At 37.9% G+C, this 26258-nt stretch carries 20 protein-coding genes and 3 pseudogenes; 12 read left to right on the forward strand and 11 right to left on the reverse strand.

Going from position 1 to position 26258, the window contains the following annotated elements; all coding sequences use genetic code 11:
* Window positions 1-462: 462 nt before the first annotated feature.
* From H4J54_RS05125 to H4J54_RS19380, 4 genes and pseudogenes are all read left to right on the forward strand, one after another.
* Window positions 463-1062 (forward strand): hypothetical protein, encoded by a 600-nt coding sequence (locus tag H4J54_RS05125; RefSeq protein ID WP_182189850.1) that lies wholly within the window; start codon window positions 463-465, stop codon window positions 1060-1062.
* 69 nt (window positions 1063-1131) lie between these two features.
* Window positions 1132-2175, forward strand: a complete 1044-nt coding sequence (locus tag H4J54_RS05130) for a sensor histidine kinase (protein WP_182189851.1) — start codon at window positions 1132-1134, stop codon at window positions 2173-2175.
* Window positions 2168-2893 carry a LytTR family DNA-binding domain-containing protein gene (locus H4J54_RS05135; protein ID WP_259367169.1) on the forward strand — a complete coding sequence of 242 codons (726 nt, stop codon included), beginning with the start codon at window positions 2168-2170 and terminating at the stop codon, window positions 2891-2893. The genes H4J54_RS05130 and H4J54_RS05135 overlap by 8 nt, the downstream gene beginning before the upstream one ends.
* A gap of 212 nt (window positions 2894-3105) precedes the next feature.
* Window positions 3106-3375: pseudogene (locus tag H4J54_RS19380) on the forward strand (transposase); the annotation flags it as partial.
* An 87-nt stretch (window positions 3376-3462) separates the two neighbouring features.
* On the opposite strand, the gene H4J54_RS05145 reads toward H4J54_RS19380, so the two are convergent.
* Together H4J54_RS05145 and H4J54_RS05150 are read right to left on the reverse strand one after the other, a co-directional pair.
* A complete protein-coding gene (locus H4J54_RS05145; protein ID WP_182189854.1) occupies window positions 3463-3891 on the reverse strand; it encodes a hypothetical protein in 429 nt (142 codons plus the stop codon).
* 1368 nt (window positions 3892-5259) lie between these two features.
* Window positions 5260-5925 (reverse strand): PEP-CTERM sorting domain-containing protein, encoded by a 666-nt coding sequence (locus tag H4J54_RS05150; RefSeq protein WP_182189855.1) that lies wholly within the window; start codon window positions 5923-5925, stop codon window positions 5260-5262.
* 1020 nt (window positions 5926-6945) lie between these two features.
* Between H4J54_RS05150 and H4J54_RS05155 the strand changes: the two genes are divergently transcribed.
* The gene (locus tag H4J54_RS05155; RefSeq protein ID WP_182189856.1) at window positions 6946-8472 is read left to right on the forward strand and encodes a carbon-nitrogen hydrolase family protein; all 1527 of its coding nucleotides are present in this window, start codon (window positions 6946-6948) and stop codon (window positions 8470-8472) included.
* A 379-nt stretch (window positions 8473-8851) separates the two neighbouring features.
* On the opposite strand, the gene H4J54_RS05160 is transcribed toward H4J54_RS05155, so the two are convergent.
* Window positions 8852-9712, reverse strand: coding sequence for an EamA family transporter (locus H4J54_RS05160; protein WP_182189857.1), 861 nt, complete (start codon window positions 9710-9712; stop codon window positions 8852-8854).
* 132 nt (window positions 9713-9844) lie between these two features.
* Window positions 9845-11752 carry a TonB-dependent siderophore receptor gene (locus H4J54_RS05165; RefSeq protein WP_182189858.1) on the reverse strand — a complete coding sequence of 636 codons (1908 nt, stop codon included), beginning with the start codon at window positions 11750-11752 and terminating at the stop codon, window positions 9845-9847.
* Between the two features lie 451 nt (window positions 11753-12203).
* Between H4J54_RS05165 and H4J54_RS05170 the strand changes: the two genes are divergently transcribed.
* Window positions 12204-12713, forward strand: coding sequence for a peptide-methionine (S)-S-oxide reductase (locus tag H4J54_RS05170; RefSeq protein WP_310650183.1), 510 nt, complete (start codon window positions 12204-12206; stop codon window positions 12711-12713).
* A gap of 582 nt (window positions 12714-13295) precedes the next feature.
* Here the strand turns inward: H4J54_RS05170 and H4J54_RS19385 are convergent.
* From H4J54_RS19385 to speA, 7 genes and pseudogenes are all read right to left on the reverse strand, one after another.
* The gene (locus H4J54_RS19385; protein ID WP_259367168.1) at window positions 13296-13964 is read right to left on the reverse strand and encodes a PEP-CTERM sorting domain-containing protein; all 669 of its coding nucleotides are present in this window, start codon (window positions 13962-13964) and stop codon (window positions 13296-13298) included.
* 597 nt (window positions 13965-14561) lie between these two features.
* Window positions 14562-15542: pseudogene (locus tag H4J54_RS05180) on the reverse strand (transposase).
* A 91-nt stretch (window positions 15543-15633) separates the two neighbouring features.
* Window positions 15634-15792, reverse strand: a pseudogene (locus H4J54_RS05185) (transposase); the annotation flags it as partial.
* Between the two features lie 162 nt (window positions 15793-15954).
* Complete coding sequence (locus H4J54_RS05190) at window positions 15955-16248, reverse strand: type II toxin-antitoxin system RelE/ParE family toxin (protein ID WP_182189859.1); 294 nt, start codon at window positions 16246-16248, stop codon at window positions 15955-15957.
* Complete coding sequence (locus H4J54_RS05195; protein WP_182189860.1) at window positions 16248-16487, reverse strand: type II toxin-antitoxin system ParD family antitoxin; 240 nt, start codon at window positions 16485-16487, stop codon at window positions 16248-16250. Before H4J54_RS05195 ends, H4J54_RS05190 begins: the two co-directional genes overlap by 1 nt.
* 142 nt (window positions 16488-16629) lie before the next feature.
* Window positions 16630-17556, reverse strand: coding sequence for an agmatinase (speB, locus tag H4J54_RS05200; protein ID WP_182189861.1), 927 nt, complete (start codon window positions 17554-17556; stop codon window positions 16630-16632).
* A gap of 12 nt (window positions 17557-17568) precedes the next feature.
* Complete coding sequence (gene speA / locus H4J54_RS05205) at window positions 17569-19479, reverse strand: biosynthetic arginine decarboxylase (protein WP_182189862.1); 1911 nt, start codon at window positions 19477-19479, stop codon at window positions 17569-17571.
* Between the two features lie 373 nt (window positions 19480-19852).
* On the opposite strand from speA, the gene H4J54_RS05210 reads away from it, so the two are divergent.
* From H4J54_RS05210 to H4J54_RS05235, 6 genes are all read left to right on the forward strand, one after another.
* Window positions 19853-20365 (forward strand): fasciclin domain-containing protein, encoded by a 513-nt coding sequence (locus H4J54_RS05210; RefSeq protein WP_182135009.1) that lies wholly within the window; start codon window positions 19853-19855, stop codon window positions 20363-20365.
* Between the two features lie 463 nt (window positions 20366-20828).
* Window positions 20829-22166 (forward strand): N-succinylarginine dihydrolase, encoded by a 1338-nt coding sequence (gene astB, locus H4J54_RS05215; RefSeq protein ID WP_182189863.1) that lies wholly within the window; start codon window positions 20829-20831, stop codon window positions 22164-22166.
* Between the two features lie 897 nt (window positions 22167-23063).
* Complete coding sequence (locus tag H4J54_RS05220) at window positions 23064-23819, forward strand: LamG-like jellyroll fold domain-containing protein (RefSeq protein WP_182189864.1); 756 nt, start codon at window positions 23064-23066, stop codon at window positions 23817-23819.
* Window positions 23820-24016: 197 nt separating this feature from the next.
* Window positions 24017-24997, forward strand: a complete 981-nt coding sequence (locus tag H4J54_RS05225; RefSeq protein ID WP_182189865.1) for a transposase — start codon at window positions 24017-24019, stop codon at window positions 24995-24997.
* A gap of 531 nt (window positions 24998-25528) precedes the next feature.
* Window positions 25529-25744 (forward strand): peptidase C39 family protein, encoded by a 216-nt coding sequence (locus H4J54_RS19765; RefSeq protein ID WP_182190132.1) that lies wholly within the window; start codon window positions 25529-25531, stop codon window positions 25742-25744.
* Between the two features lie 122 nt (window positions 25745-25866).
* Complete coding sequence (locus H4J54_RS05235) at window positions 25867-26079, forward strand: hypothetical protein (protein WP_182189866.1); 213 nt, start codon at window positions 25867-25869, stop codon at window positions 26077-26079.
* Window positions 26080-26258 lie beyond the last annotated feature (179 nt).

Here is a 26258-nt window from a genome sequence, read left to right on the forward strand (position 1 = left end):
TCTTTTTATGTCACTTATAAAGCTGTTCCTACTCTACTACATTGCTCAATAATATATTCATAGCCCGAAAAACATCTATTCGCTAATTAATTTTTTTTAACCATTACAACACTTGTCCGATAGGCTTTAGCTCTGGAAAATAGGAGCAAGTTTGATTGTTGTTACGTATACAACTATTTAACAACTTGCAGCTTATGTAAGCCAGCTCCACCCTGAAGAACAAGAGCACCGCGACCTTATTGGAGTTCGTTACGAAAGAACGTAATGCTCCCTCATGGCTTCATATTCCTCAAGGGACTAATGAGAGCTTCAGTTGCAGGGCATACAGCGTCAAAGAGCACTTCTTTTTTCGCCGTTCATCATTTTCTGTAACCGTTTATCACTTTTAACAACTTTACTTAGTCATCACTCTATAACCTACGGCCATCTAAAACAGTTTGTTAAAACGACGTAGGAAACTATATGAAAAACTTTACTAAATTATTAATCATTAGCTCTCTTTCAATTAATGCATCGGCATACGCTGATCAAGCCAATAAGAGCAAGTTGAAAGCACAAGTAAACCTTGGCAGTGTTTATACCCGCTTAAACAATTATAATGGTGCGGGATATAAAGTTTCAGCACAAGTTGCTTTTCCATTGAGTCAAGACAACTCATTGAGCAAAAGTAAGTTTGATTTTTATGGCAAAGTTTCTCATCAATCTAGCAAAAAAAAGAAACAAGGAAATAATTTTTACTTTGATGAAAATGAGCTTTCTCTTGGAATTAATTATCACATCAACAATAAACACAGAGTCTTTTTAGAAGGTGGTGATATCCAACAAACCTTCGACCAAAATGAAAAAGGACTTTGGAAAGATTATTTTTATGTTGCTCGATTAGGTACACAAATTAAGCAAGGTGATTACAACGTCCAGTTTGCCATAGTTCACAGAAACGGAATAGACAGCGCTACTGGCTATAACTCCAATATTGGATTCTTTAATAACGCCATACATATTAGTTATACCGAGGTAGGTAAATACAAATCTCTTGTATTTAGCTTTCAAGCAAACTTTTAATTTATAAATATTCACTCCGCACTAATAGGGCTATAATCCTGCGCTTATCGCCCTACTTATAGGTATTGTATGAATCAATCTATTAAATCCAATCGTCTTTATTATTTTTGCCAACTTGTCGGAACAATATTGTTTTGGGGTGTAATTATACTGATTGGCTCATCACAAAAATCATTTGAAGATATTCCAATATTTGGCTTTATTGAAAGTATTATACTTACTATATTGTTGAGTCATTTTATACTCAGAAAAAGAATAAAAGCTAATTCAAGCCATAATTACTTCAATATTAAGGCATATGCGCTAGCGATTTTAATCGCATCTATCGTTTTTTTTAGTATTGTAAAAATGAACGATATACTCTTTAGCTTTTTAGATGAGACTGACAGTTCTGTGAAAGATGTTGGATTATTAGCTGAATTTGGCTCTCAAGTATCAGCTTCTATATTAATTTTTACTGTGTGGTGTGTTCTATATATTGCCATTACCTCTATCAGAGACAAAAAAACGTTAGCGCAACAGTTAAAAGAACAACAATTGTCTAGCTTAATGAACCAAGTTAATCCGCATTTTTTGTTTAATTCATTAAATACTATTCGTGGCATGATCTATGAAGATCAAGACAAAGCAGCAGAACTGGTCACTCATTTAGCTAATTTATTTCGTTATAATTTGTCACTCGATACTAAAGCAACGACGAATTTGGTTGATGAATTACACATCTGCCAACAATATTTGGCCATAGAGTCTATTCGACTAGGTAGTCGCTTGGAGCTAGATATTAACATTGCCCCAGAATGCCATACCGCAAAAATCCCCAGTATGGGCTTATTAACCTTAGTTGAAAATGCCATAAAACATGGCATATCCCACTTACAACAAGGTGGTATTTTAACGATAAAGGCTGTCGATAGCGGCGAAGGGACAGTGATTGATGTTATTAACCCTTTTGATAAAAGTTTGGTTAGGTCTGGCACGCAAGTCGGCCTAGCTAATTTGCAGCAGCGCATGGCTTTGCTCTTTTCAGAACAGGCTAGCTTAAGTCATCATGCTTGCAATAACATATTTCATGTCACTTTGAATTTACCTTATGAGTCAACTAACCATGACTAAAACTATTAATGCCATCATCATTGATGATGAACGTATGGCAAGACAAGAATTGCTACGTTTATTCAAGCAACACCCATGTATTCAAGTGGTAGCGCAAGCGGAAAATATTGATCAGGGGCTTGAGCAAATTGAACTACAGCAAGTAGATGTCATTTTTTTAGACATAGAGATGCCAGGTGGTACAGGGTTACAATTAGCGGAGCAATTACAAGGTAAATATCCTATTGTTTTTTGTACCGCCTATGATGAATTTGCCGTAGATGCTTTTGGCTTAAATGCTATTGATTATTTAGTAAAACCTATAATACCGGAACGGCTAAGCCAAGCGATTGGTCGATTAACAAAAGTAGAACAAGCTATCAGCCAAGAACCATTAGACGATGACTTTAAGCTGATGGTTAAATTTGCTGAAAATATGAGAATTATTCGTTTAGGTGACATAGTGCGCTTTGAAAGTATTGGTAACCATGCGGCTATTTATACTGCACATGGTAAAGCTTACTTACACAGCTCGTTAAATAAAATAGAAGCGCGTTTAAACAGCAATAGTTACTTCCGTGCTAGCCGTGTTGATATTTTACGCATAGACGCGATTGAAAAGCTCGAACAGAATATTAACTATGGTTTTACCGCTCAGCTTATAAACAAAAGTGAAGTAGAGATATCACGTCGACAAGCAACTAAGTTAAAAGCACAATTAGGCTTTCCTGTTATTTAAAGTTTACTTAGAGAATATTTAATTTAAAACCCTTAGAGCATTATTGTATTTCAACATATTATTCATCTAATTAATCCACATAAATAGTGACTTTAGCTATACCAAGTCGATACCTTGTAATCAGTGGGTCACCAATTCGACTCCGGCAGTCGGCGCCATCGATTCCAACAAGTTATTATGGCTGGCCTAATAAGTGTTGCCTGATAAGTGATATAGTTTTTGATGGTGCCGCTTGGCATCAAGCCCACTTGTCCGAAAAGTTTAATAATGTATCAATCATAAAGTTACCCCCTTATTCACCTGAGCTAAATCCTATTGAACAAGTATGGCAATGGTTAAGACAAAATGAATTAGCGAACCGATGCTTTAGTTGATATAAAAATATTGTTGATGAATATAGTCGAGCTTGGAATGTTTTTATTTCAGACGTATCTAGGGTGATAAAACTTTGCTCTAGAGACTGGATAAAAGTGGGAAGTTAATTAATGGAATAGGTATTATTTTGTCATTGTACTAATTTGTAGTAGCTCAAACCTGAGCTACTACAAATTACCAACACATTAACTAAATTAATTAGCTGTCGTTGAAGTAGACTCTGAAGTAGTAGCTAAAGGAGTTGTTGTGCTTTTATTCGATTGCTTAGCTAAACAATTTCTATCCTCTAAAACTTTTCCTTCTGCAATTATTTTTCGCTGCCCGTAAATATAAGGAATATACCATGAATGACTCGTTAGAGTCACATCCTTCAAGGCAATACCACACGGTTTTGTCTCGATTGCATTATCAAGAGCCTCCTTCATATCTGGACGTCCTGTCGGTATGAAAACAATAATTTGTTTCATATCTTCACCTGTAACTCTAACATTATCAGTCGAAGCCGTTGATATCTGCTCTTGATTTACAGCTTTTGTTGAAATGTAAGTTACATCCGCCATGCGATGAGTACAACCACCTAAAGTTAATCCGGCGAATACTGCCATTAGTAAAGATTTATTCATTAAAAAGTCCCTTATTAGATAATATTTTATTTGCAAGCGCTTTATAACTTATACACTTTTAAAAGTCCATTTTTTCACTAACAAATTGGCCATTAATATATATTTTTCAATATTATGCATGCGTATGCCTAACTCTGTATAAGCATTACAACCTAGTAGGTTTTTGTGATAACTGCAGTTTTTGATGCGAAATTTAGTAACTTCTTAGTCACATTGCCACTCAACCCAACTTTCACTTGTCACGAACCTTTATTCCATACTCATTTTACTTTCACTTCGCGCCTGATTTTAGGGCGCGCGAACTGAATGCAAACTGAGCATGTTTTTGTGGGTAGGCTGTCACCTGTCAAGTGGATTTTCCGGATTCGTGCTTGAGTGACGATTTCGTATTGGCTGTTGGGCTTTACTTCTGACCAATACCAATGGCTGCTCTAGGCTATTTTCTGTTTGCTTCAGCATTGGCGATTACTTACTTGCAGTTTGACCATTCTATGACCTGACAGGTTTTCCGGTCTTTCTCCGGTACTTTAGTTTTATTGTTACGTTTTATAGTGATTTGATGATTTTAGTGCAAATGTGGAGTTGCCACATTTTCAGCATTCCCTTAGGTTTAGTCACTATTGCATCATTTATTCCTTACTTGTAATCAGTAGGTCGCCAGTTCGACTCCGGGAGTCGGTACCATTCATAAAATAAACTGACACTGATTGAATCAGTAGCTCAAATAAGCTCAATAGCCCAACTAAAGAAAAGACACCGCTCCTATATCTGAAGTATTAAGCCTTAATCTTGCCTAGAGGTTTCTTATCTATCCCTAGGGGAAATACTTACCCAAATACCGAAAATATAATTCATTGAAAATCACCACATATATGACCCCTACCACACGATTAACAACTTAAATTGAAGTTATTCATAGCACTTAAATCCTGTCAATTTTGAAGAATACCAATAATGCATATTCATCATCATTTGACGATATATTTCAAGCTGTACTCCGCCTAATTGAGCACCTTTAACCTTGAAGTAGCCAGATACTAAATAATGTAAAAATATTGCCTTAAACGCCATTTAAAAGGCATTAAACAATACTATTTTTAATGCTCTCGGCTCGATACAGTTACTTATCCTAATTGGGCATACAAGCATATATTTATCTTTAAAAATGAAATTATGACGTGTAGTTGTGTTGGTGACTGGTGCAACTATATTTTCAAGTTACTGAAATGGTAAGATAACAAGGATTAAGGAACCTAGGATAATGATTTAACAGTGAAGTAAGCTATCACCAACCACTAGAAACAAAAAAAACACCAATCATTACAATCGATGTTTTCTAGAATTTGCTACGAAGAAACTAAATTAAGATTATTTCTTAAATCGACGTGATGCTAAACCCATCATGCCTAATGCAAAAATAGCAAGTGTAGATGGTTCTGGTACATCAGCAGTTGCACTGGGTACAAAACTAACAACTACGTTATCTAAGCCAAAAGCTTCATCATCCATTCCTGAGTCCGTATTAGCCATAAAACCAAAACTAATTGACGGATCAACATGCGCCAAAGTTATTGAATAATGGTAGGTACTAACCCCTCCATAAAAATGCCCATAACCAAAATCTGATGAATCATGTGAAATTAATCTCCCTGTTGTTGGACCCACAATGACGCCCCCAGAATGGCCATAAAAATCTACAAACTGTGACAAATCATTGATGAAAAATTCAAAGTTATCGCCAGAGTCAGTACCATCAAGACTACGTATACCATATATATCAAAGTCAATAGTTATTGATGAATGCAGTGCAAGGCTATTAAGGTTCAATGTTGGTGTCGCACCATTGTTCAAAGTTCCAATAAAGCTTTGACCATTAGGTGCAGAAACTACACTATTATAATTGGAAAATTCGACTGCAATTGAGCCTGATTCAAAATCATTAGAATATATTATCCCCGCATTAGCCACACTTACTAAACAACTAGCAGCGATTACCAATCCAGCTATAGTCTTATTCAAAAATTTTAAACTCATTTGATATTCCTTTTAATTCCTTCATACACTATTATTCGAAGGTAAATGCTAAAAGTGAAACGTCATCACTTTATGATGTTTAATTTAAAGCAAAAGATATGCCAAACTTATAATATCCAATGATTTCAATATAATAAAAAAAAAGGTTCAACATACATATCTTAACTGTAAAATAACCTGACACAATCAACTCATCAATCACTTAATTTAATTGCATAATATTAACAAGCTCATATTTAATTAGTTTACGGTAACAATAGTATTAGATGAGTGAGTTACACATAAAACTACAAATTAATTATCTAAAAATCAGATTAAACCACTTTAAACAGACAATAAGGTAGTGTAATTGATTAAAACTCAGTAGTGCTAATTACCAACTAAACACCACTACAGAGCAGTATATTTAACACATAACCACCACCTAGCAACTGACTTGTAATCAGTAGGTCGCCAGTTCGACTCCGGCAGTCGGCACCATTCCTGCGCAGTAAGCGTCAAACCCTAAGCTCGGTTAGGGCTTTTTTGTCTCTATAGCATAGTCGAATTCTATAGTGTTTCATTAGTACCAATAAATGCCTCTATCCCATCTATTCTGCGTCCTATTTATGATTTAACCCTAACAGTAGCAAGATGTTAGAAAGTATCTAATACACACCCTTTAGCATGCTCCTGACTAAGGCCGTCATTTTAATCTAGCAGTAATAACCTGCTAGTTGGTGTCTTGCTGATCTATTAAAATAGCCCTTTATTAATAAAGGGCTCCTAGCTAGACGTTTTCCACCCTACTTACCAAGCCGTTGAATTTTAGTTGAGTTTATTGCGGGAAATATGCACAAGTTATTATGGTTGGCCTGATAAGTTCCTAAGCGCTATCTGGGCTGATGTTTGGCTGTGCGACATTTTTTTAAATATGCTTGTATAAGTTGATTTTTTGGTATACAAATCACAATAATCGTCTTTTTGCACTCTACGATGAGAGAAAGGAATGATTATTACCAATATCGATTAGGAATATAAATGGAAGCAAATAGCGTTACCGTCCGTCATTTAACTTTACAAGATATGACAGAGCTTCGACAAGCGAGTGAATCAGTTTACCTTAATAAAGAATTAGCCACCTGGAATGAATCTACGGTAAAAGCTTTATTAACTAAATTTCCAGATGGGCAAATCTGTGTGGTGGTTGATGGTGTTGTAGTCGGCTGTGCCTTTTCATTAATAATCGAATATGCTGATTTTGGTGATGAACATACTTATGCTGAAATCACGAGCGACATGACCTTTGATAATCATGATCCCAAAGGTGATTCTTTGTATGGTATTGAGGTTTTTATCCATCCTAATTATCGTGGTTTACGTTTGGCTAGACGTTTGTACGATGCGCGTAAAGAACTTTGCGAAAACTTGAATTTACGCGCCATTGTAGCGGGCGGGCGTATGCCTAACTATGCACAGCATGCTGACAAAATGAGTGCAAAGCAGTACATTGAAAAAGTTAAAATTAAAGAATTATATGATCCGGTATTAAGTTTTCAACTTGCCAATGATTTTTATGTCCGCAAGTTACTGACCGGTTACTTATCGGGTGATAAGGAATCAATGGAATATGCCACGTTACTTGAATGGCCCAATATTTTTTATACTAAATCGGTAAAACTGATCAATGCCCCACGCTCAGAAGTGCGTTTAGGTTTAGTGCAATGGCAAATGCGTTCCATGAAAAGCATTGATGATTTATTTGAACAAATGGAATTTTATGTCGATGCCGTCTCAGATTACAAAAGTGACTTTGTCTTGTTTCCTGAATTGTTTAATGCCCCCTTAATGGCCGAATTTAATCACTTACGTTTAACTGAAAGTATTCGCCGGTTAGCAGAATATACTGAACAAATTCGCGATAAATTTATCGAATTTGCCATTAGTTACAATATTAATATTATTACCGGTAGTATGCCGTTTTTTGTTGATGGCAATCTTTATAACTCGGGTTTTTTGTGTCGTCGTGATGGCTCATGGGAACGTTACGATAAAATTCATTTAACACCAGCAGAAGTGCGTAGCTGGTCTATGGTGGGTGGTAAAAACCTCAAGGTGTTTGATACTGACTGTGGCAAAATTGGTATCATGATTTGTTATGATGTCGAATTTCCAGAGTACTCCAGAATACTGGCCGATCAAGGGATGAATATTTTGTTTGTGCCCTTCTTAACCGACACCCAAAATGGTTACACTCGAGTACGTCACTGTGCGATGGCAAGAGCGATTGAAAATGAGTGCTATGTCGCTATTGCTGGCGCAGTAGGTAATTTGCCAAAAGTGAATAATATGGATATTCAATATGCGCAATCTGCCGTCTTTACGCCGTCTGACTTTGCTTTCCCGACTACAGGTATTAAAGCGGAAGCAACACCCAATTCAGAAATGACCGTTATCGTAGACGTAAATATAGATTTATTAAAGCAGTTACATAGCCATGGCTCTGTACATACTATGCGAGATAGACGTCATGATTTGTATAGCATTACCGAGCATGACAAAGCTTAGCCGGTCAGTGGGTTATCGGTAGATACATTAGCTACTTGAAAATCTGTCGGTTCAAAGCACCTGAAATTAAATCTAACGCTTCAGGTGCTGATTTGAAATATAGCAACTATTTTGTTGGCAAATTTTTCGACAAAATAGCCGAATTTAGTCTGACGCCTAGATGGGCGATAGTTGAAAGTTTACTCTGACACTGACCTTAAATTTGCGCAAACAACCTAGCTGTTTTTATCAGTGAGTGTCGGCTTGATTTCATACTTAATTCCATGCTTATTTTCGCACGACTCATATCACTTACCCCCCAATAATAGAAGGATGCACGGATATTCAAGCAGCTTAGCGATAAATATTCCACAAACACCTAGCATCTAGCACTTAGAATTTATTTTCGTTTTGCGATCAAGAGTGCTGCCACAATTAACAGTGATCCTATGGCAAGCCTGAGCAGTTCTTCTGGTGATCCGCCCTTGGCTTCACCAAAAATAAATAAGGAGGCAAACATAGCCAGTGGCACAACTGCATTGTTAAACGTGGCTAATACCCCGACACTGGTTTGGGTTGCGCCTTTATTCCAAAAGAAGAAACCAAGCCCTGAGGCAATGAAGCCCATATAAACTAAAACCAACCACTGCGTTGGTGTTGCGTCTAAAGGAATTGGAGGCTGCGAAGAAATTAACAGTGTCGCTATGCTAGTAAAAATCGCCGCACCTAGGTATAAAAAACCAAATACAGAGCTGTCACTAATATCTGGTCTGTCTTGTTTCCAGTCGCGATAATAAACTTGCCCAAAAGCAAAAGCCATATTGGCTATTTGCATCAGGAAAAACCCTAACCAAATTTCGCTTGAGTCTATATCGTCCATTTTTATAACCGCGGCGCCAAAAACAGACAGTAGTGTCGCCACTAAATACCAAGGTGTAAAACAACGCTGTCGAAGATCGTTGATAATAACGATATAAAGTGGCGTAAACACGCTAAATAGCGCCACTAAATGTGATGGTATATAACGAAAAGCGGAAAGATAACAGGTATACATGACACCGTATTGCAATGCGCCAAGCAGTATCAGTTGCCATTTTTCCTGCCGGTTGGTGTTAGCCAGTTTTATAAAGGGCAGAAAAGCAATCAGCGCAAATAATAGTCGGGTATCTGCTATTTGAAGTGGGTCAAGACCTTTGAGCGTGTTGCCTATAAGACCAAAAGAAAAAGCCCAAATTAGCGTAGGTATCACGAGATAAATCATTCAAGGTCTCTAATAATTAAGGTTAGTTTATTCAATAACTTTTTGTAATAATTAACTATTATTCAAATGCTACTGAGTAATAATTTGACCCCAGCCAATTAGCTGGGGCCGATGCAAGTACATTTAACCATGTTACCAGTGGTAAGTAGCACTAAGCGTGTATTGTTCTCCGCGTCCAGGCGTACCTGGTACTTCTTCAAAAGCTTCATCCCAAAGATTATCTGCTGCAAGCACAATATCCAAACCGTCAAACTGCGTAGGAGAAATCTTTACCGTAAGGTGGGTAAATAAAGCGTCGTCGTCACCGTTTCTAAGAATATTTTCTTCTTGTTTACGCCACTCGTTATCAACACGAACTTCAACGATGTTAGTTGGGTGCCAAATAAGCCCTAAGGTTACGCGGTGATCTGGGTAGTTCAAGGCATAAAAGCTAGCATCGATATCCGCAGCACCATAATTTTCAGACTTATCAAAGAAGGTATAGCTAGTGATAATTTCTGCATGCTCAAAACGCTTTACCGCCAGTAGCTCTAGACCTAGTGTATCGATATCGACCGGATTTGCAGAACGCGCAGAGCTTGAACTCAAGCTATAAGTCCAGTCGGTTAAATCATCATCTTGTCGATAAAAAATAGCCGCATCAAGACGCCAAGTTTCTCGATCTAATGCCAAACCTAATTCAATATTTTTAGTGGTTTCTCGCTCAAGATCATAGTTACTTCTAAATAATCCACCTTTATTACTGCCCCCTATAGCGGTATAACCTGCCACTTGACTCGCTTCTGCATAAGAGAAGTAAAGTGTTTGTGAGCTGTCATCAGCATTGATGATATTCCAGGTTATATCACCAATTAGTGACACTTGTGAGTCGTCGCGGTTAGTGTCGTCAAAAGCAGCGCCAAGACGAAAAGTTAACTCTTGATCCTCTTGTAGATCCATTCGATATTCAGGCAAAACACTGAGTTTGTAATAATGGCGAGAGGTAAAGTTATTTTCAAGCGTGGTTGACTCAATTTTGTCTGCTATAAACTGGCTTGAGTAATTCAGGGCAAATGATGCTGTTTGTGCATGGCGACCAGAAACGGCTATCGATTTAACCTCAGTTTCATGAAAGGCTTGAAATACATCAGGATTTTCACGCGAAAAAACATAATGGTCATTGTTACGACGAAAATAAGTGGATATTTCAAAGCTGCTGTCTTGTGCATACTGCTGTTGATGATTAAGTATTAATAATCGCGTTTTAATGTCTTCAGTTTCATTAACATTAAATGGCGTGTACATATTTGGCCAGCCAAAGAACTTTTCTTGAGAGCCAAAAAACAGATCCGTCTGTGATGAGGGCCCAACTAACTGAATACGACCAGAAGCACGTTGAAAGTCGTGGTCGCCATTCTCTATTGTACCGTCACTTTCAGAGCGAGAATATTCAGCTTCAGCACCGATAGTCCAATCGGTATAATCAGCCAATGCCATACTAACGCCACTGTGTACGCGTTGTAGATTAAAGTTATTATTACCTGCGCCAATTGAAGCACTACCTGCGGTTTTTATGACTGTCCAGTCGCGAGAAACCGTGCCTACCGAGCTGTTAACACCGAGTAGAGCATTGTCTGCACCGGTCAGTATATTAGCCTTAGATAACATTTCCTGAGCAATAGGAATTTCGGCAAAGTAATGTCCGGTTTGCGGATCAAGTAAGGTCGCGCTGCCGACCCTAAAGCCAGTATTTTCGAAAATACCACCACGAATAGTTACATCGGCTTGAGCTTCTGCCATATTGCGCGACTGTAGGTCAACGCGCGGATCATATTCTAGATTTGAAACTGGCGAACCAAAGGTGCCCACAGGTTTAGTATTAGCCGTGGTTGAAGCCTCAATCGTAATTCGCTCAATATTATGACTAACTTTTTTACTTACATCCTTACTTACATCATGAGTTAAATCATTACTTACATCATGAGTATCGTCGGCTGCCGATGAAAAGCTTGATAGGCTAAATAGTAAAACGGGCAAAGCAATTGGTACAACTCGAATCATGTTAATCTTCTCTATTTACACTGTTTGATCTTTAAGTAAAAACGATTTTATGTATTTCCCAACTCACCCAAACATATAACCCAGTAGCATAAAGAGCCATTGCTCATCTTTGTGCTAACAATGGGATTAAACATATGGGAACAACCAAACGAAAATATCGTAAGATAAAGCTGAAGTTTATTTGAAAGGTAGTAATCGTTACGTGAATCAGTATTATATCTTAGCGGGTAAAATATTACACATGGTAACCATGCCCAATCAATAAAGGTTTACAACTGGGTGCATAACAAACACATTTAGAACAAGCAGGGCCGTAAAAAATAGAGTAGTAAAAACATATTACTCAAAAGCATATGAGTAAAAAACAGAGCAATAAAAGTTTACTCGCTTTACCATAATCAATAACATAACGCATAAAACTTTATTCACCTCTTATAAAGGCTAACAATTGATACAAACACAACAACATAATAAGCAGGCTAACAGTATTCAAGAAATTATTTATTTCGCCGGCGGTTGCCTTTGGGGTGTGCAAGAATTTATGAAGCACCTACCTGGCATTTTTGCCACAGAAGCAGGTCGAGCTAATGGCTTAACCGATTGCACCAAAAGTCGTTATGATGGCTATGCAGAGTGTGTGAAAGTAACCTTCTCCCCAAGTGCTGTTAATCTTGATGAGTTAATAGGTTACTTTTTTGAAATTATTGACCCTTACAGCGTCAATAAGCAAGGCGAAGATATTGGCAAAAAATACCGCACCGGCATATACAGTCAACACACTAGTCACCTAAAAACGGCTATCGAGTATATTGCCCGCCACGACGATGGCGATAAGATGGTGGTTGAAGTTTTACCACTGCTTAATTATGTGAAAAGCGATGAAGAACACCAAGAAAGATTAACTCGCTTTCCCAATGATTATTGTCATATTCCTAAGCAGATATTACATAAATACAAGTAGCGTTAAAAAACGACCTTATGCCAATATTTAGCTACCCAAACAAAGTGCTACATTAATTTAAAACATCATGTATAAACCTAACAAATGATGGACATTTATTTCAAGGTTCATCAGGTTTAGCCTGCGTTAGTGACAAATTTAAAATCGTCACTAGCCCTAAGAATGCAAAATTAAGTTAATTCGATAGTCGACTCATAAGCCCGATAATATATCCGAAAAAAAGTGGCTAGCTTTAAGGGCTATCCACTTAGCCCAAATGACCACTAGATGTTGTGTTTACTAGATTTAACCTCTTCGATCACTTATGCCACTTTGCTGACTGTAAAAAATTCTGACACTTGAACCTGTTTATTTCCGCTTTAGCGCACCAAGAGGACATTAGCAGCAACAAATATTAGTGCTAAAAACTAAACTGATTGGGAATTTGGTTTAACCGTCACTTATGTCACATAGCCAACCCAAATTAGCCTTCAATTCACCACAAAAAATAGGCCGCTTTACCACCAGCACCAGAGTGTGTAAATACTAAAAAACACTGACCATTACGACCAGTGTTATTCAGAATAAAATACGTTTATGTGATTAAGCTTGTTTCTTAAAGCGACGTGATGCTAATCCCATTAGACCTAAACCCAAAATAGCAAGTGTTGATGGTTCTGGAACTGAAGCTGCACTTACTTGTACACCTACGTCCACCGCATCGAAACTAAACAAGTGTGCATTGAGGTCAGAAAATGCGAACCCAGAACCGAAACCAGCACTTTGAATTACTGTTTGAGTCGTATTTATGTGTGAGGCTGCATCAGACCATGATACATTTGAGAACGCATTTTGCACATCCGCTAGACTAGCGTTGTATGTTCCTGCTGCTACCGCTGAAGCGTTGTAACCACTAAGGTAGGATGCGAGGTTAGAGCTCATTGAAACTGATACGGATGTCATATTCACACCGTTAACTAAACCACTAATGTCTTCTTGACCACCTCCTCCCATGCCCAAAACATAGAATTTGTTATCACCAGCAGCAAGAGTAAAACTGAGAGAGGATAAATTTCCGATTTGGTCACTCCAACCAACGTTGTTTTGATACAAAAGGTTGTTGATACCTGTACTATTTCCACTAAATAATGCAAAGTCGTTGTCAGCCACCATTTCGATTTGAAATGGGATAAGGGAGGCATTTGCAGATCCAATCGCAATAAGTCCGGTAAACAAAGTAACTATAGTCACTTTTAAAAATTTAAATTTCATTTGATATTCCTTTAATCCCTTCACAACACTATTATTCGAAGGTTAATGCTAAAAGTGACATGTCATCACTTATTTTTTCTTAGACAATGCAAAAAACATGCCAATAAAAAATCAATATCAATTTCAATAACATAAAAACATGACTGATATATGTCAGTTAGAAGTGTAAAATAACCTGACACTCAAAAAGTTTTGATTTTGTCATTAGTTAGGTTCCATTTACCATTTGAAATCATACCTTTGATAGTCGTTCGTTAGCTAAGTTGAAGTATAACAACCATGATGACAATCCTCATTTCATCCATCAAAACCTAAATCGTCTACACTAACCGAGCAGCAATCAGAGTAAATTTTTCAATACCTCCAAAAAGGATTAACTATGCAAGATTAACTATGCCACCCATGATAATTCTACGCAATAATAATGCTCTGAAACACGGCTATCCATTGGTCAACAACAATGCATGTACTTCATATGGTAAGCCTTTTCATATCGATTTTTATATATTTTGATTAAATGAGTGAATGTCAGGCAAGCTGTACTTGCTACTCTAAAGGTAGCCGTATTTTTCTTGCTGTCTTAGCATGTAGTTAAGTTTAAGCGCTATTCAAACAAGCTTGGGCATTGGCTTTACCGTGTGCTCGCTTTAAACCCACGTGTTCAGTGAATTCACACAAATGCTCTGCGGTGCCCACCGCGCCAGTGAAAATCCCTTCAAAGTTTGTGGTGAGTTTTAGCCAACTTTCATCGCTGATGTGCAGTCTTGACAGTATCTGTGCGGTTTTAGTATCGATAGCGCCTCGTTTGTCTTATCTTATTACGCGACCTGTTTCATCTACTAGGGTTAAATAATCCTTCAAGTTAAAGCTGATACCTGAGGTTTTCTCTTGATGTTCATGGCCAGTAAAAGGTAATAACGTTGTCGGTTGCTCTCCCATCATAGCTGCTTTGATACGAAGTTGAATACTGGTAAAACTCGATTGCTCAGGTGTTGGCGCAATGCCCGCACGGACTGGATTTAAATCTACATAAGCCATACAAGCGAGTAATGCACCTTCATCGAGCAGGGCTTGTGATGTAAAGCGTCCTTCCCAAAAGTGGCCAGTACATTTGTCTTCTTTATTCGCTTGACGAGCAATAGGCTCATTTAAAGCGCGCATAAACCAACTGATATCGATTAAGCGTTGCTTATAGACCTGCGCTGTTTCTTCAACCATTTTCAATTCGAATTTAGTTAATAGTTGTCCTCGCTGATATTTTCTGGTCAACAAGGTGCCTTTAAACAACTTATGCCAACGGGACAGTACATCTAGCGTAGACCAACTTTTCACCTGTTCACTATCAACATGAAGTACTAAATGTAAGTGATTATTCATGACAGCGTGAGCACAAATATCAATAGCAAACACCTGAGATAATTGAAAAATACGTTTTTCAATCCAACTACGCCTATGCTCATAGCTGACACCCGTTGCTTTATCAACACCACATAAAAAGGCTTTGCGGACGGTTCGACTGCAAATATGATAATACGGCGTATCAGATAAACTGATTTGTTGTGAACGAGGCTTAGGCATAACAATCACCACACTTAAAAAGGGTAAATTAAGTGTAGTTTGTTGTTTAAAAAACAAACAAGTTATTATGGGTGGCTTAATTAGTGGCTTATTGAAAAATACGTTTTTCAATCCAACTACGTCTATGCTCATAGCTAACACCCGTTGCTTTATCAACACCACATAAAAAGGCTTTGCGGACGGTTCGACTGCAAATATGATAATACGGCGTATCAGATAAACTGATTTGTTGTGAACGAGGCTTAGGCATAACAATCACCACACTTAAAAAGGGTAAATTAAGTGTAGTTTATTGTTGAAAAAACAAACAAGTTATTATGGGTGGCTTAATTAGTGGCTTTAGAGCAATGTAAAGAAGGCAATCAAACGGAAAATCTAGCACATCGTGGGGAGTCTTTATGTCTAGATTTTTCTAGAGTGCGGAGTTCACATCGATACTTTTATGTAATATACGCACTATAAATATTTGGCTGTTTTTATACTCTTTGTAATAAATTACATGGCTAGCTTGTGGGTATTTGCTGTAACCTTCTCTAATGTAATCGCAATTGAGTCCTAATTCTGGCTCATTAGCTAACAACTGAAATGTATTATCTAATATTTTTAGGTAGTCGTTCCGTTGAGGTATGCCCCAAGTTAATTGGGTATATTTAGCTATTTTAATTAAATCTGATTTGGCTTTCGAAGATAGCAAAAAATCATTCATTAATGGTTATCTTTATCTAGCTCAGTCAACAAACTTTCAAAGCTGTAATCGGCAATACCGCTTTGTTCGCCTTGAATTAGCATATTGCGTAAGTTTAAAAGTTTAGTTTCTTGATCTTCTAATGCTCTTAATCCTGCTCTAACAATTTCACTTGCTGAGCCATAACGACCAGTTTTAAGTTGTTGGTGGATAAACTGATCAAAATGATCTCCCAATGTTACGCTTGTATTTTTAGCCATGATATAAAATCCGATAAATACCTATATATAATATATTATGGTATAAGAAATATTACAAGTCACTCAAAAGGACAAATAACAGTTGGTTTTTGCTCCTTGTTCGCTTATTTTAACCAACCATTATTTGCCTCTTAATGGTCTATTATCTCAGCTTATGTTTAGCCGTCCAAATATGGGCTAACTCTACAGCTATTGTTGCCGCGGCTAATGCGGTAACTTCACTGTTATCATAGGCCGGAGCTACTTCAACCACATCCATACCAACCAGGTTAATACCCACTAAAGCTCGCAAAATTCTTAATACTTTATCTGTAGTTAAACCGCCACATACGGGTGTACCTGTACCTGGGGCAAAGGCGGGATCTAAGCAGTCAATATCAAAGGTTAGGTAAACAGGCGTATTGCCCACCCTAGCTTTAATTAATGCGCTGATCTCCTCTACACTCATATCATTGGCTTGCATGGCATTAATCACAGAAAAACCATGGTCTTTCTCTTTGTAATTAGTGCGAATACCCACTTGAATAGATTTGTCTTTATCTATGAGTTTTTCTTTTGGCGCATGATAAAACATAGTGCCGTGATCATAACAGCTGCCATTGTTATAAGTATCGGTATGGGCATCAAAATGAATCAGTGCCATAGTGCCAAATTTTTTCGCATAAGCGCGTAGTATGGGCAAAGTAACAAAGTGATCTCCTCCTAACGATAAAACCGTTTTACCCGAGTCAAGTAACTGGCCTATAGCGCTTTCAACTTGCGCACAGAAGTGCGCAGAATCTCCAGGAGAGAACACCAAGTCGCCAGCATCCACTATGTTACAGTGTTTTAATAAGCTAAAAGGCCAAGGAAATCGCTGACCTTCCCAAGCCAAATTAACCGACGCTTGTCTAATGGCAGTAGGGCCCATTCGAGCGCCTGAACGCCCGGTGGTAGCCATGTCATAGGGTAAGCCTAGAACAACAATATCAGCAGCTGACTCGACTGGGTTTTGCACTAAAGGCTGACGTAAAAATGTCATGGCATTTGAATAAATAGACTCATCTACTTGATTGAAAATATTTTTCATTGCACTGACTCTCTATAAATCTTCAAGATAGGTATAACCCTGTAAGCCGGCTTCTAATTCATTAAAAATTTGTTCACCTTCAGTTGTTGATAATCTAGCCTCGATAAGCTCAGAATAAGTTCGTTTAAATAATTCTGGGTCTAAATGGACATAACGCAACATATCTTCAACCGTATCACCTTCATTAATTTCAGTAATTTCTGCTTCACCCTCGTCATTAATGAAGACAACAGCACTGTGTGTGTCACCAAATAGATTATGCATATCACCTAAAATTTCTTGATAAGCACCCACTAAGAAGAAACCCAGTAAATAAGGTTCGTCTTCTGTCCATGCCGGTACAGGTAATGTGCTTTCAATACCTTGGCCGTCAACATAATGGTCAATAGCGCCATCTGAATCACAAGTAATGTCTAATAACACGGCTCGTTTTTCATGTGATTTTTCTAAGTTATTTAACGGTAAAACAGGAAAAACCTGATCTATGCCCCACGCATCGGGTAATGATTGAAATAAAGAAAAGTTAACAAAAAATTTATCTGCAAGCTTTTCAGTTAAGCCATCAATTATCGGGCGATGGAAACGGTTTTTAGCATCCATTAATTTATTTAATTCATAACAAACACGCAAGTTAATTTGTTCTGCCCAAGCTCGCTGGGTTAAGTTTAATAATCCCATAGAAAATTGGCTGTGTACTTCCGCTAAATCACTTTGCGTGTCGTGATAAATCTCAATCAGTGCGCGATCATCATTACGGTCATTTAATTGCTTTAACGAACGCCACATATTATTTAACAAGACAGACTCGTCAAGCATGGGCGCTTTTATCTCTTCTGGTTCATAAGATTCTGCGCCAATAACATTAGAAATTAATACCGCATGATGCGCGGTTAATGCTCTGCCCGATTCTGAAATAATCATCGGCATGGGTTGCTCATAACTCTTACAAATATCGCCAATAGTATGGACAATATTATTAGCGTATTCCGCAACACTATAGTTCATTGAGTTATGTGATTGGCTGCGTGTACCATCATAGTCAATGGCCAAACCACCACCCACATCCATGCATAAAAGCCCGGCACCAAGATGGCGAAGCTCACAATAAAAACGCGCCGCTTCACTAACACCTAATCTAACATCTCTTATATTGGCTATTTGTGAGCCTAAGTGAAAGTGCACCAGTTTTAACGCATCAAGCATGTTTTCTGCTTTAAGTATTTTAACCACGTTAAGGACTTGTGAAGCTGACAAACCAAACTTTGATTTTTCACCGCCACTGGCTTGCCATTTACCTTTACCTTGAGACGCTAAGCGTACGCGTATGCCTAATCTAGGTTCTACATTCAGTTTTTTTGCTTCGGCTAAAATCATCTCCAGTTCAGACATTTTCTCTAAAACAATATGAACTTGATGGCCTAACTTTTCGCCGATTAATGCCAAACGCACATACTCTCGGTCTTTGTAACCATTACAAACAATAACCGAAGAAACTTTTTGAGCCATGGCCAAAACAGCCAACAATTCTGCTTTACTACCTGCTTCAAGTCCTAATTGTGTGAATTCTTTGTTATTTTGGCTAGCCAAAATTTCATCAACAACTTCACGCTGTTGATTAACTTTAATAGGATAAACTAATAAATATTTTTGCTGATAATCATAGTCTTCTATGGCTTTATTAAAGGCTTCACACAAGCTGTGAATACGATGATGGATTATTTGTGGAAATCGCACTAAAGCAGGTAGGGTTAAGCCCTTACTTTCAATCATCTTGGCAATAGTACTTAATTCTACCGTATGATCTTGATGGTCAACTTTAGGTGCAACATATACATTTCCCGCATCATTTATACCGAAATAGCCCTGACTCCAATGACGTACATTATAGTGTGCACGTGCGTGATCAAGATTATCTTTATTCATTCGTTTTCCTTTAGCCATTTTATTTAATAATAAAATGGTAATTCATCATAAGTAATTTGCGCGAATTAGAGTTTATGAGCAGTTTAATGTCCAACAAAAAAAATCGTTACAGATGAAAAATATTATTGATTAGTGACTTTGAGCTAGATTTTAAAGGCTATTCGAAGCATTAGCGCTATAAAGTTAAGCTATGATTTAGTCGATTTAAACTCAGTGTTTTAGTATGCGTAGCCAATAGTCTAGCCATGTTAAGGGTAGCTTATAATATTTTATTGCCAATAATTTAATCAAACTGATCTTATTTTATTAACCATACGTAACTTTAATTTAACAAACACGTAGTCAAACCAGTAATCACTAAATAGGAAATATCATGTTAAATAAATTTATTGCAGTATTATCACTTATGGTTGCCAGCTTAGCTTTTATGCCTGCCGCTTTTGCAGGTCATCATAATGAGGGTGATCACGGTATGAAAAAAGACATTGTCGATGTCGCAGCTGAAAATGGTTCTTTCAACACCCTAGTTGCAGCAATTAAAGCGGCGGGGCTAGTTGACACGCTTAAAGGTGAAGGGCCTTTTACCGTATTTGCACCAACAGATGAAGCTTTTGCAAAGTTACCTGAAGGTACCGTTGAAATGCTGCTAGAACCAGAAAACAAAGATAAACTTGCTTCAATTTTAACCTACCACGTAGTTTCTGGAAAAGTGATGTCAACAGATGTTGTGAAAATAGACAGTGCCACTAGTGTTCAAGGTGAAATGTTAATGGTTGAAGTTGTTGATGGAAATGTAATGATAAACAACGCAAAAGTTATCATGGCAGATGTAAAAGCAAGTAATGGCGTGATACACGTTATTGACACAGTATTAATGCCTAAGTAAGCATAATCCTGCAGAGTATTAGTTAATTTTTATATCTTGATACTCTGCGACCTCGCATAAGTTTTCGCTATGATCACTTTAATTTTTTAAGGTGATCATGATACAACAAGTCTAGAACAATCGCTGACAGAGCTTAAAAATCAAGATTACACTAAACTTTCACTAACCAGTGACTTATCAGTTAAAGCCCTATGTTTTGAATAGGCTTTTTAATCACCCTTATTTATAAACACCACCTGTTATTGAGCAATAACTGAACCCCTTGGTATTACAGGATTAAAGCGCTAGGGTGCCTTGTATTGGTGCGTCGATGTAGTCATGCCCGTGTTACTCTGCTTTACTCTGTTGCAAAGTTTAATGTAAGCAGGTAACTAATTTCACAAGCTATTGATAACTAAGGTTAGTATTTTAGTGGTACATACTTTGCTCTGTTCTAATAAATAATGGTATTCGAGACAAAATAATGAAAAATATTGAAGTGAATTTTGATGGTTTAGTTGGTCCTACGCACAATTATGCTGGCTTATCTGAGGGCAATGTAGCTTCTTTATCGAATGCTACTGAGAGTTCAAATCCTAAAAGTGCCGCATTACAGGGTTTGAAAAAGATGAAAGCCTTGCATGATATGGGACTACATCAAGGGGTATTTGCCCCGCAAGAACGCCCTGATATTTACACCTTAAAAAGACTAGGTTTTCAGGGCACAGACGCCCAAATATTGGCAGCAGCATACAAGGCATCACCTACGCTACTCGCTGCTTGTTGCTCAGCATCAAGCATGTGGACGGCGAATGCGGCAACCGTATCTCCTTCGGCAGATACCTTGGATCAAAAACTACATTTTACCGCCGCTAATTTAGCCAATAAATTTCATCGCTCGTTAGAGCCCGAAACAACCAGTAATATCCTCAAAGCCATGTTCGTTGATGATAAGTACTTTCAGCATCACCAACACCTAAATGACAATGAACATTTTGGTGATGAAGGCGCCGCTAATCATACGCGTTTATGTCAGGGCTATGGTGAACAAGGCGTCGAAATATTTACCTATGGCCGTACAGCCTTTAATCGTAACAAACCGGCACCGACAAAGTTTCCTGCACGGCAAACCTTAGAAGCTAGTCAAGCAATAGCCAGATTACATGGCTTGTCGGCCGAAAATACAGTTTTTGTGCAGCAAAATCCTGAGGTAATCGATCAGGGCGTTTTTCATAATGATGTGATTGCAGTAGGTAATCAAAACGTTTTTCTTTACCATGAGCAAGCCTATCTCAATACCGCATTATTTAAAGAAGAGGTCATGGGGAAATTTGCCGGTAATAAGCTGCATTTCTTGGAAGTTTCTACAGAACAAGTTTCGATTAAAGACGCGGTAAATAGCTATCTTTTTAATACGCAAATAGTGACCTTAAAAGATAATTCAATGGCTATTATTGCGCCAACACATTGCCGAGATAATGCCAGTGTTTATGATTATTTACAGTCTTTAACTACCGGTGATAATCCGGTTAATCATGTTGAGTTTTTTGACGTTAATGAAAGTATGAAAAATGGCGGTGGCCCAGCATGTTTACGTTTGAGAGTTGCCATGACAGAGCAAGAATTACTTGCGGTTAACCCTGATTGTTTGTTAACTAATGCCTTGTATACGAAGCTAGTTGCTTGGGTCAATACTCATTATCGCGATAAATTGCTGATAGATGATTTAAGAGACCCACAATTGCTTATTGAGTCACGGACGGCATTAGACGAGCTTTCTCAGATACTATCGCTAGGATCAGTTTATCGTTTTCAGCAATAAATAATGCCTGACAAAGTAAAGGTGATAAAGCCAAAAGGGCTATCCACTTAGCCCGACTAACCACTAAATGTTGTGGTGTCTTTCTTTTGTCATTTAGGTCTTGTTGGTGCGCTTAGAAGACATTAGCAACTCGTTAACCCTAACTTCCGCTTCAGGCCTTGCATTCACCATTTGAACTCAAGCCTCATAAGAGACGTTCGCAGTAAATGGTGACTGAGTCAGTCGAGCGTTTTAGTCTTTTAGCCCCATGTCCTGGCTTATAGCGGTCATCGGACTGATCATCACTTGGGTACATACAGCACAACAAGTAGGCTTATTTCCTTGCAGAGCCGCGAAGATTCACAGAAAAAGTGGGCAAGTAACATCGACTTTACCCCATTTGTTCGTTTGTTTGGGGGCATGGGGTGCAGTGTCAGCTTTTTTTACACCTAACACAGGGTGAGCGAGCCTAGCTTTTTAAAGTGGTTTGCCCTTGGTAATGGCTTTGGCATTGGCAAATCGCTATCACCCATTACCGTCACGGCCGCTGCCCAATGGGCCTGCAAGCACCATAATTCCTGCCTTTTAGGGTAAGGTGAACTGAGTCCTGTGCACATCTCAATCGCCACAATCTCCTTCAATATCATGTCTTTTTTCATGTGTCAGTGTTGTGTAAAACTGATATTTACGTGATTAATAACTGCATTTCGAAATATCACTGTCAGTAATTTTTACAATGTTAAAACACCAAATTATATTTATTTTTAACTGATTGAAATAATTATATATTATTTTTTGGCACATTTCGTGCTTAACCTTAATTACAATTAGGTTAATTATAAACCAACAATCAACTTATAGAAGTCTCAGGCACATGATGGGTGAGGGGCATTGCAATCGATGATGAGGAAAGTATTTATGTTTAAGAAGTTACTACCGCTATTGTTTTTATTTGCTGGGTTTCAAGTTAATGCAGCCCTTATTGCGAATTGGAGTTTTGATGAAGGAACGGGAGGTGTTGCTGTTGATTCTTCAGGTTCACTTTTAAATCATGATTTAACATTAGTTGGTGGCTATTCTTGGAATACTTCAGGTAAGTTTGGCAACGCATTAAACACACCTATTGGCTCTTATGGGGTTATGAATATCGATAATATCGATATTGGTTCTAATTGGACTATTTCTGGTTGGTTTAAGGATTATCACCTAACGGGGGATTGGAATACTTTAACGCGTGGTACGGCTGATCATCAAATTCTAGGTGAAGCAGGTTCTGAAATTTTAGGTGCTTATGATAATTATTCTGGGTCAGCTATGCATGGAAATGATAATAATTTTGCGATGACTTCACTTGCTTCAAGTGTATGGCACAATATTGTTGCTGTTGGCGCTGGTGGAGATACTGATTATTATATTAACGGCCTATTGGTTGGGACATCAAATTTTCAATCATTAACTGATGTTCATTGGATCGGTGGTCTGGGCAGTGGGCAAACGTTTGCTGGTTCGATCGACGATGTAGGGTTATGGGATGAAGCGTTGAGTAGCGCAGATATTCTAACTTTGCAAAGTATTGAGGCCAACAACATTCATGCGGTTCCGGAACCGTCTCTCATTGTCCTATTTGGATTAGGACTCGTTGGTATCGGACTTGCTCGTCGACGTCAATCTTAAACCCCCTCAGTCCTGTGGCAGCGAATCGCTGCCAACGTTTTACATACAAACCTAAAAACTTATCAAACTAAAACTTATTAAGCCACCCATAAACTTATTAAGCCACCCATAAACTTATTAAGCCACCCATAATAACTTGTTTGTTTTTTCAACAATAAACTACACTTAATTTACCTTTTTTAAGTGTGGTGATTGTTATGCCTAAGCCTCGTTCACAACAAATCAGTTTATCTGATACGCCGTATTATCATATTTGCAGTCGAACCGTTCGAAAAGCCTTTTTATGTGGTGTTGATAAAGCAACGGGTGTCAGCTATGAGCATAGACGTAGTTGGATTGAAAAACGTATTTTTCAATTATCTCAGGTATTTGCTATTGATATTTGTGCTCACGCTGTCATGCATAATCACTTACATTTAGTCCTTCATGTTGATAGTGAACACGTTAAAAACTGGACTACGCTAGATGTACTTTCCCGTTGGCATAAGTTGTTTAAAGGCACCCTTTTGACCCGTCAATATCAGCGAGAGCAATCATTAACTACATTCGAAATAAAAATGGTTGAAGAAACAGCACAGGTCTATAAACAGCGTTTAATCGATATCAGTTGGTTTATGCGGGCATTAAATGAGCCTATTGCTCGACAAGCCAATAAAGAAGACAAATGTACAGGGCACTTTTGGGAAGGACGCTTTACATCACAAGCACTGCTCGATGAAGGCGCATTACTCGCTTGTATGGCTTATGTAGATTTAAATCCAGTCCGTGCAGGTATTGCGCCAACACCTGAACAATCGAGTTTTACCAGTATCCAGCTACGTATCAAAGCGGCGATAAAGAGCAAGCAGCCTACAACGTTATTAGCCTTTACTGGCCATGAACATCAAGATAAAGCCTCAGGTATCAGCTTTAACTTGAAGGACTATTTAACCCTGGTAGATGAAACAGGTCGCGTAATAAGAGAAGACAAACGAGGCGCTATCGATACTAAAACCGCACAGATACTGTCAAGGCTGCACATCAACGATGAGAGTTGGTTAAAGCTCACCACAAACTTTGAAGGTATATTCACTGGCGCGGTGGGCACCGCAGAGCATTTGTGTGAATTTACTGAACACGTGGGTTTAAAGCGAGCACACGGTAAAGCCAATGCCCAAACTTGTTTGAATAGCGCTTAAACTTAACTAGATGCTAAGACAGCAAGAAAAATACGGCTACCTTTAGAGTAGCAAGTACAGCTTGCCTGACATTCACTCATTTAATCAAAATATATAAAAATCGATATGAAAAGGCTTACCATATGAAGTACATGCATTGTTGTTGACCAATGGATAGCCGTGTTTCAGAGCATTATTATTGCGTAGAATTATCATGGGTGGCATAGTTAAGATCCTTACGTAGAATTATCATGGGTGGCATAGTTAAGATCGGTTAAGATCTTGTCAGTCTTGATCAAAACCTATACAGCCAAAGTGAGAGTGATAGTTCAAGTTTGAGCTAATACATATTTGCAGTAGGTAAGGTTTCAACACTGCCTGAAGCGACTTTATTTTTATTATGCTGATATATTTGCCAATGGTTATTAACCCTATAATAACGACAAGAAAATATTGCTTTGCCATTTAAAACACCCATACGCCCATCAAACTCTGTCTACCAATATTCTTGTGCAATCACTAACAACGAGCGGGTAAATATCATGAGTACTTATTAGCACATATCGATTAGATAGAACAAAAGCCCCTCATGGGCTGGTGTTCAGTGGTTATGATAAGCAGTACTTTTATCTAGATGAACCTGATCCAGATGAAAAGTTTCAAGATTATAATGATTGCCAATATCTGCCGATTCGATTTGATGACTTTGAACGAATGTCAGTATTTGCTGCAAGCAGAATAATAACTTCTATACAAATCAATAAGTAATGATTTGTATATCCACTAACAAAATTATGTAATCAGACTGACAAAAATATTTAACTATCAATTATTAATAAAAATAGCGAGTATTCCCACAATAGTATTTATTAATAACAAAAGAGAACATCATGAATAATTACTCAACTTCACCATCGAGTAATAAAAACACATTGAATAACGAATTAACTGAGTTTGATTTATCTCATCAAAGTCAATTTGCTAATTCAAAACATTTTAGAGACAGAACAAATGCATCTGGCCATCAGAAACAAGCCAGTAAAAAAGTGCATAAAAAGTTACGTGATGTTTTTGATGATGATGACTATGAAGTTGAAGAGTGAAGTTGAGAGTGAAATTGCAGCGATAATATCAAGATAAAAAAGCGCCTCGCTAGGGGTATTTCATCACCTGACATTGTTCAATGACAGTATGTCTTCTTGTAAGATCGGTGAAGCCCTGATGATTTAGGCGTTAAAATAGCCATTTATTTCATGTTAACTTTTGATGGTTTGGCTCAATT

Source organism: Colwellia sp. MB3u-8, from assembly GCF_014076985.1.
Lineage (GTDB): Bacteria > Pseudomonadota > Gammaproteobacteria > Enterobacterales > Alteromonadaceae > Cognaticolwellia.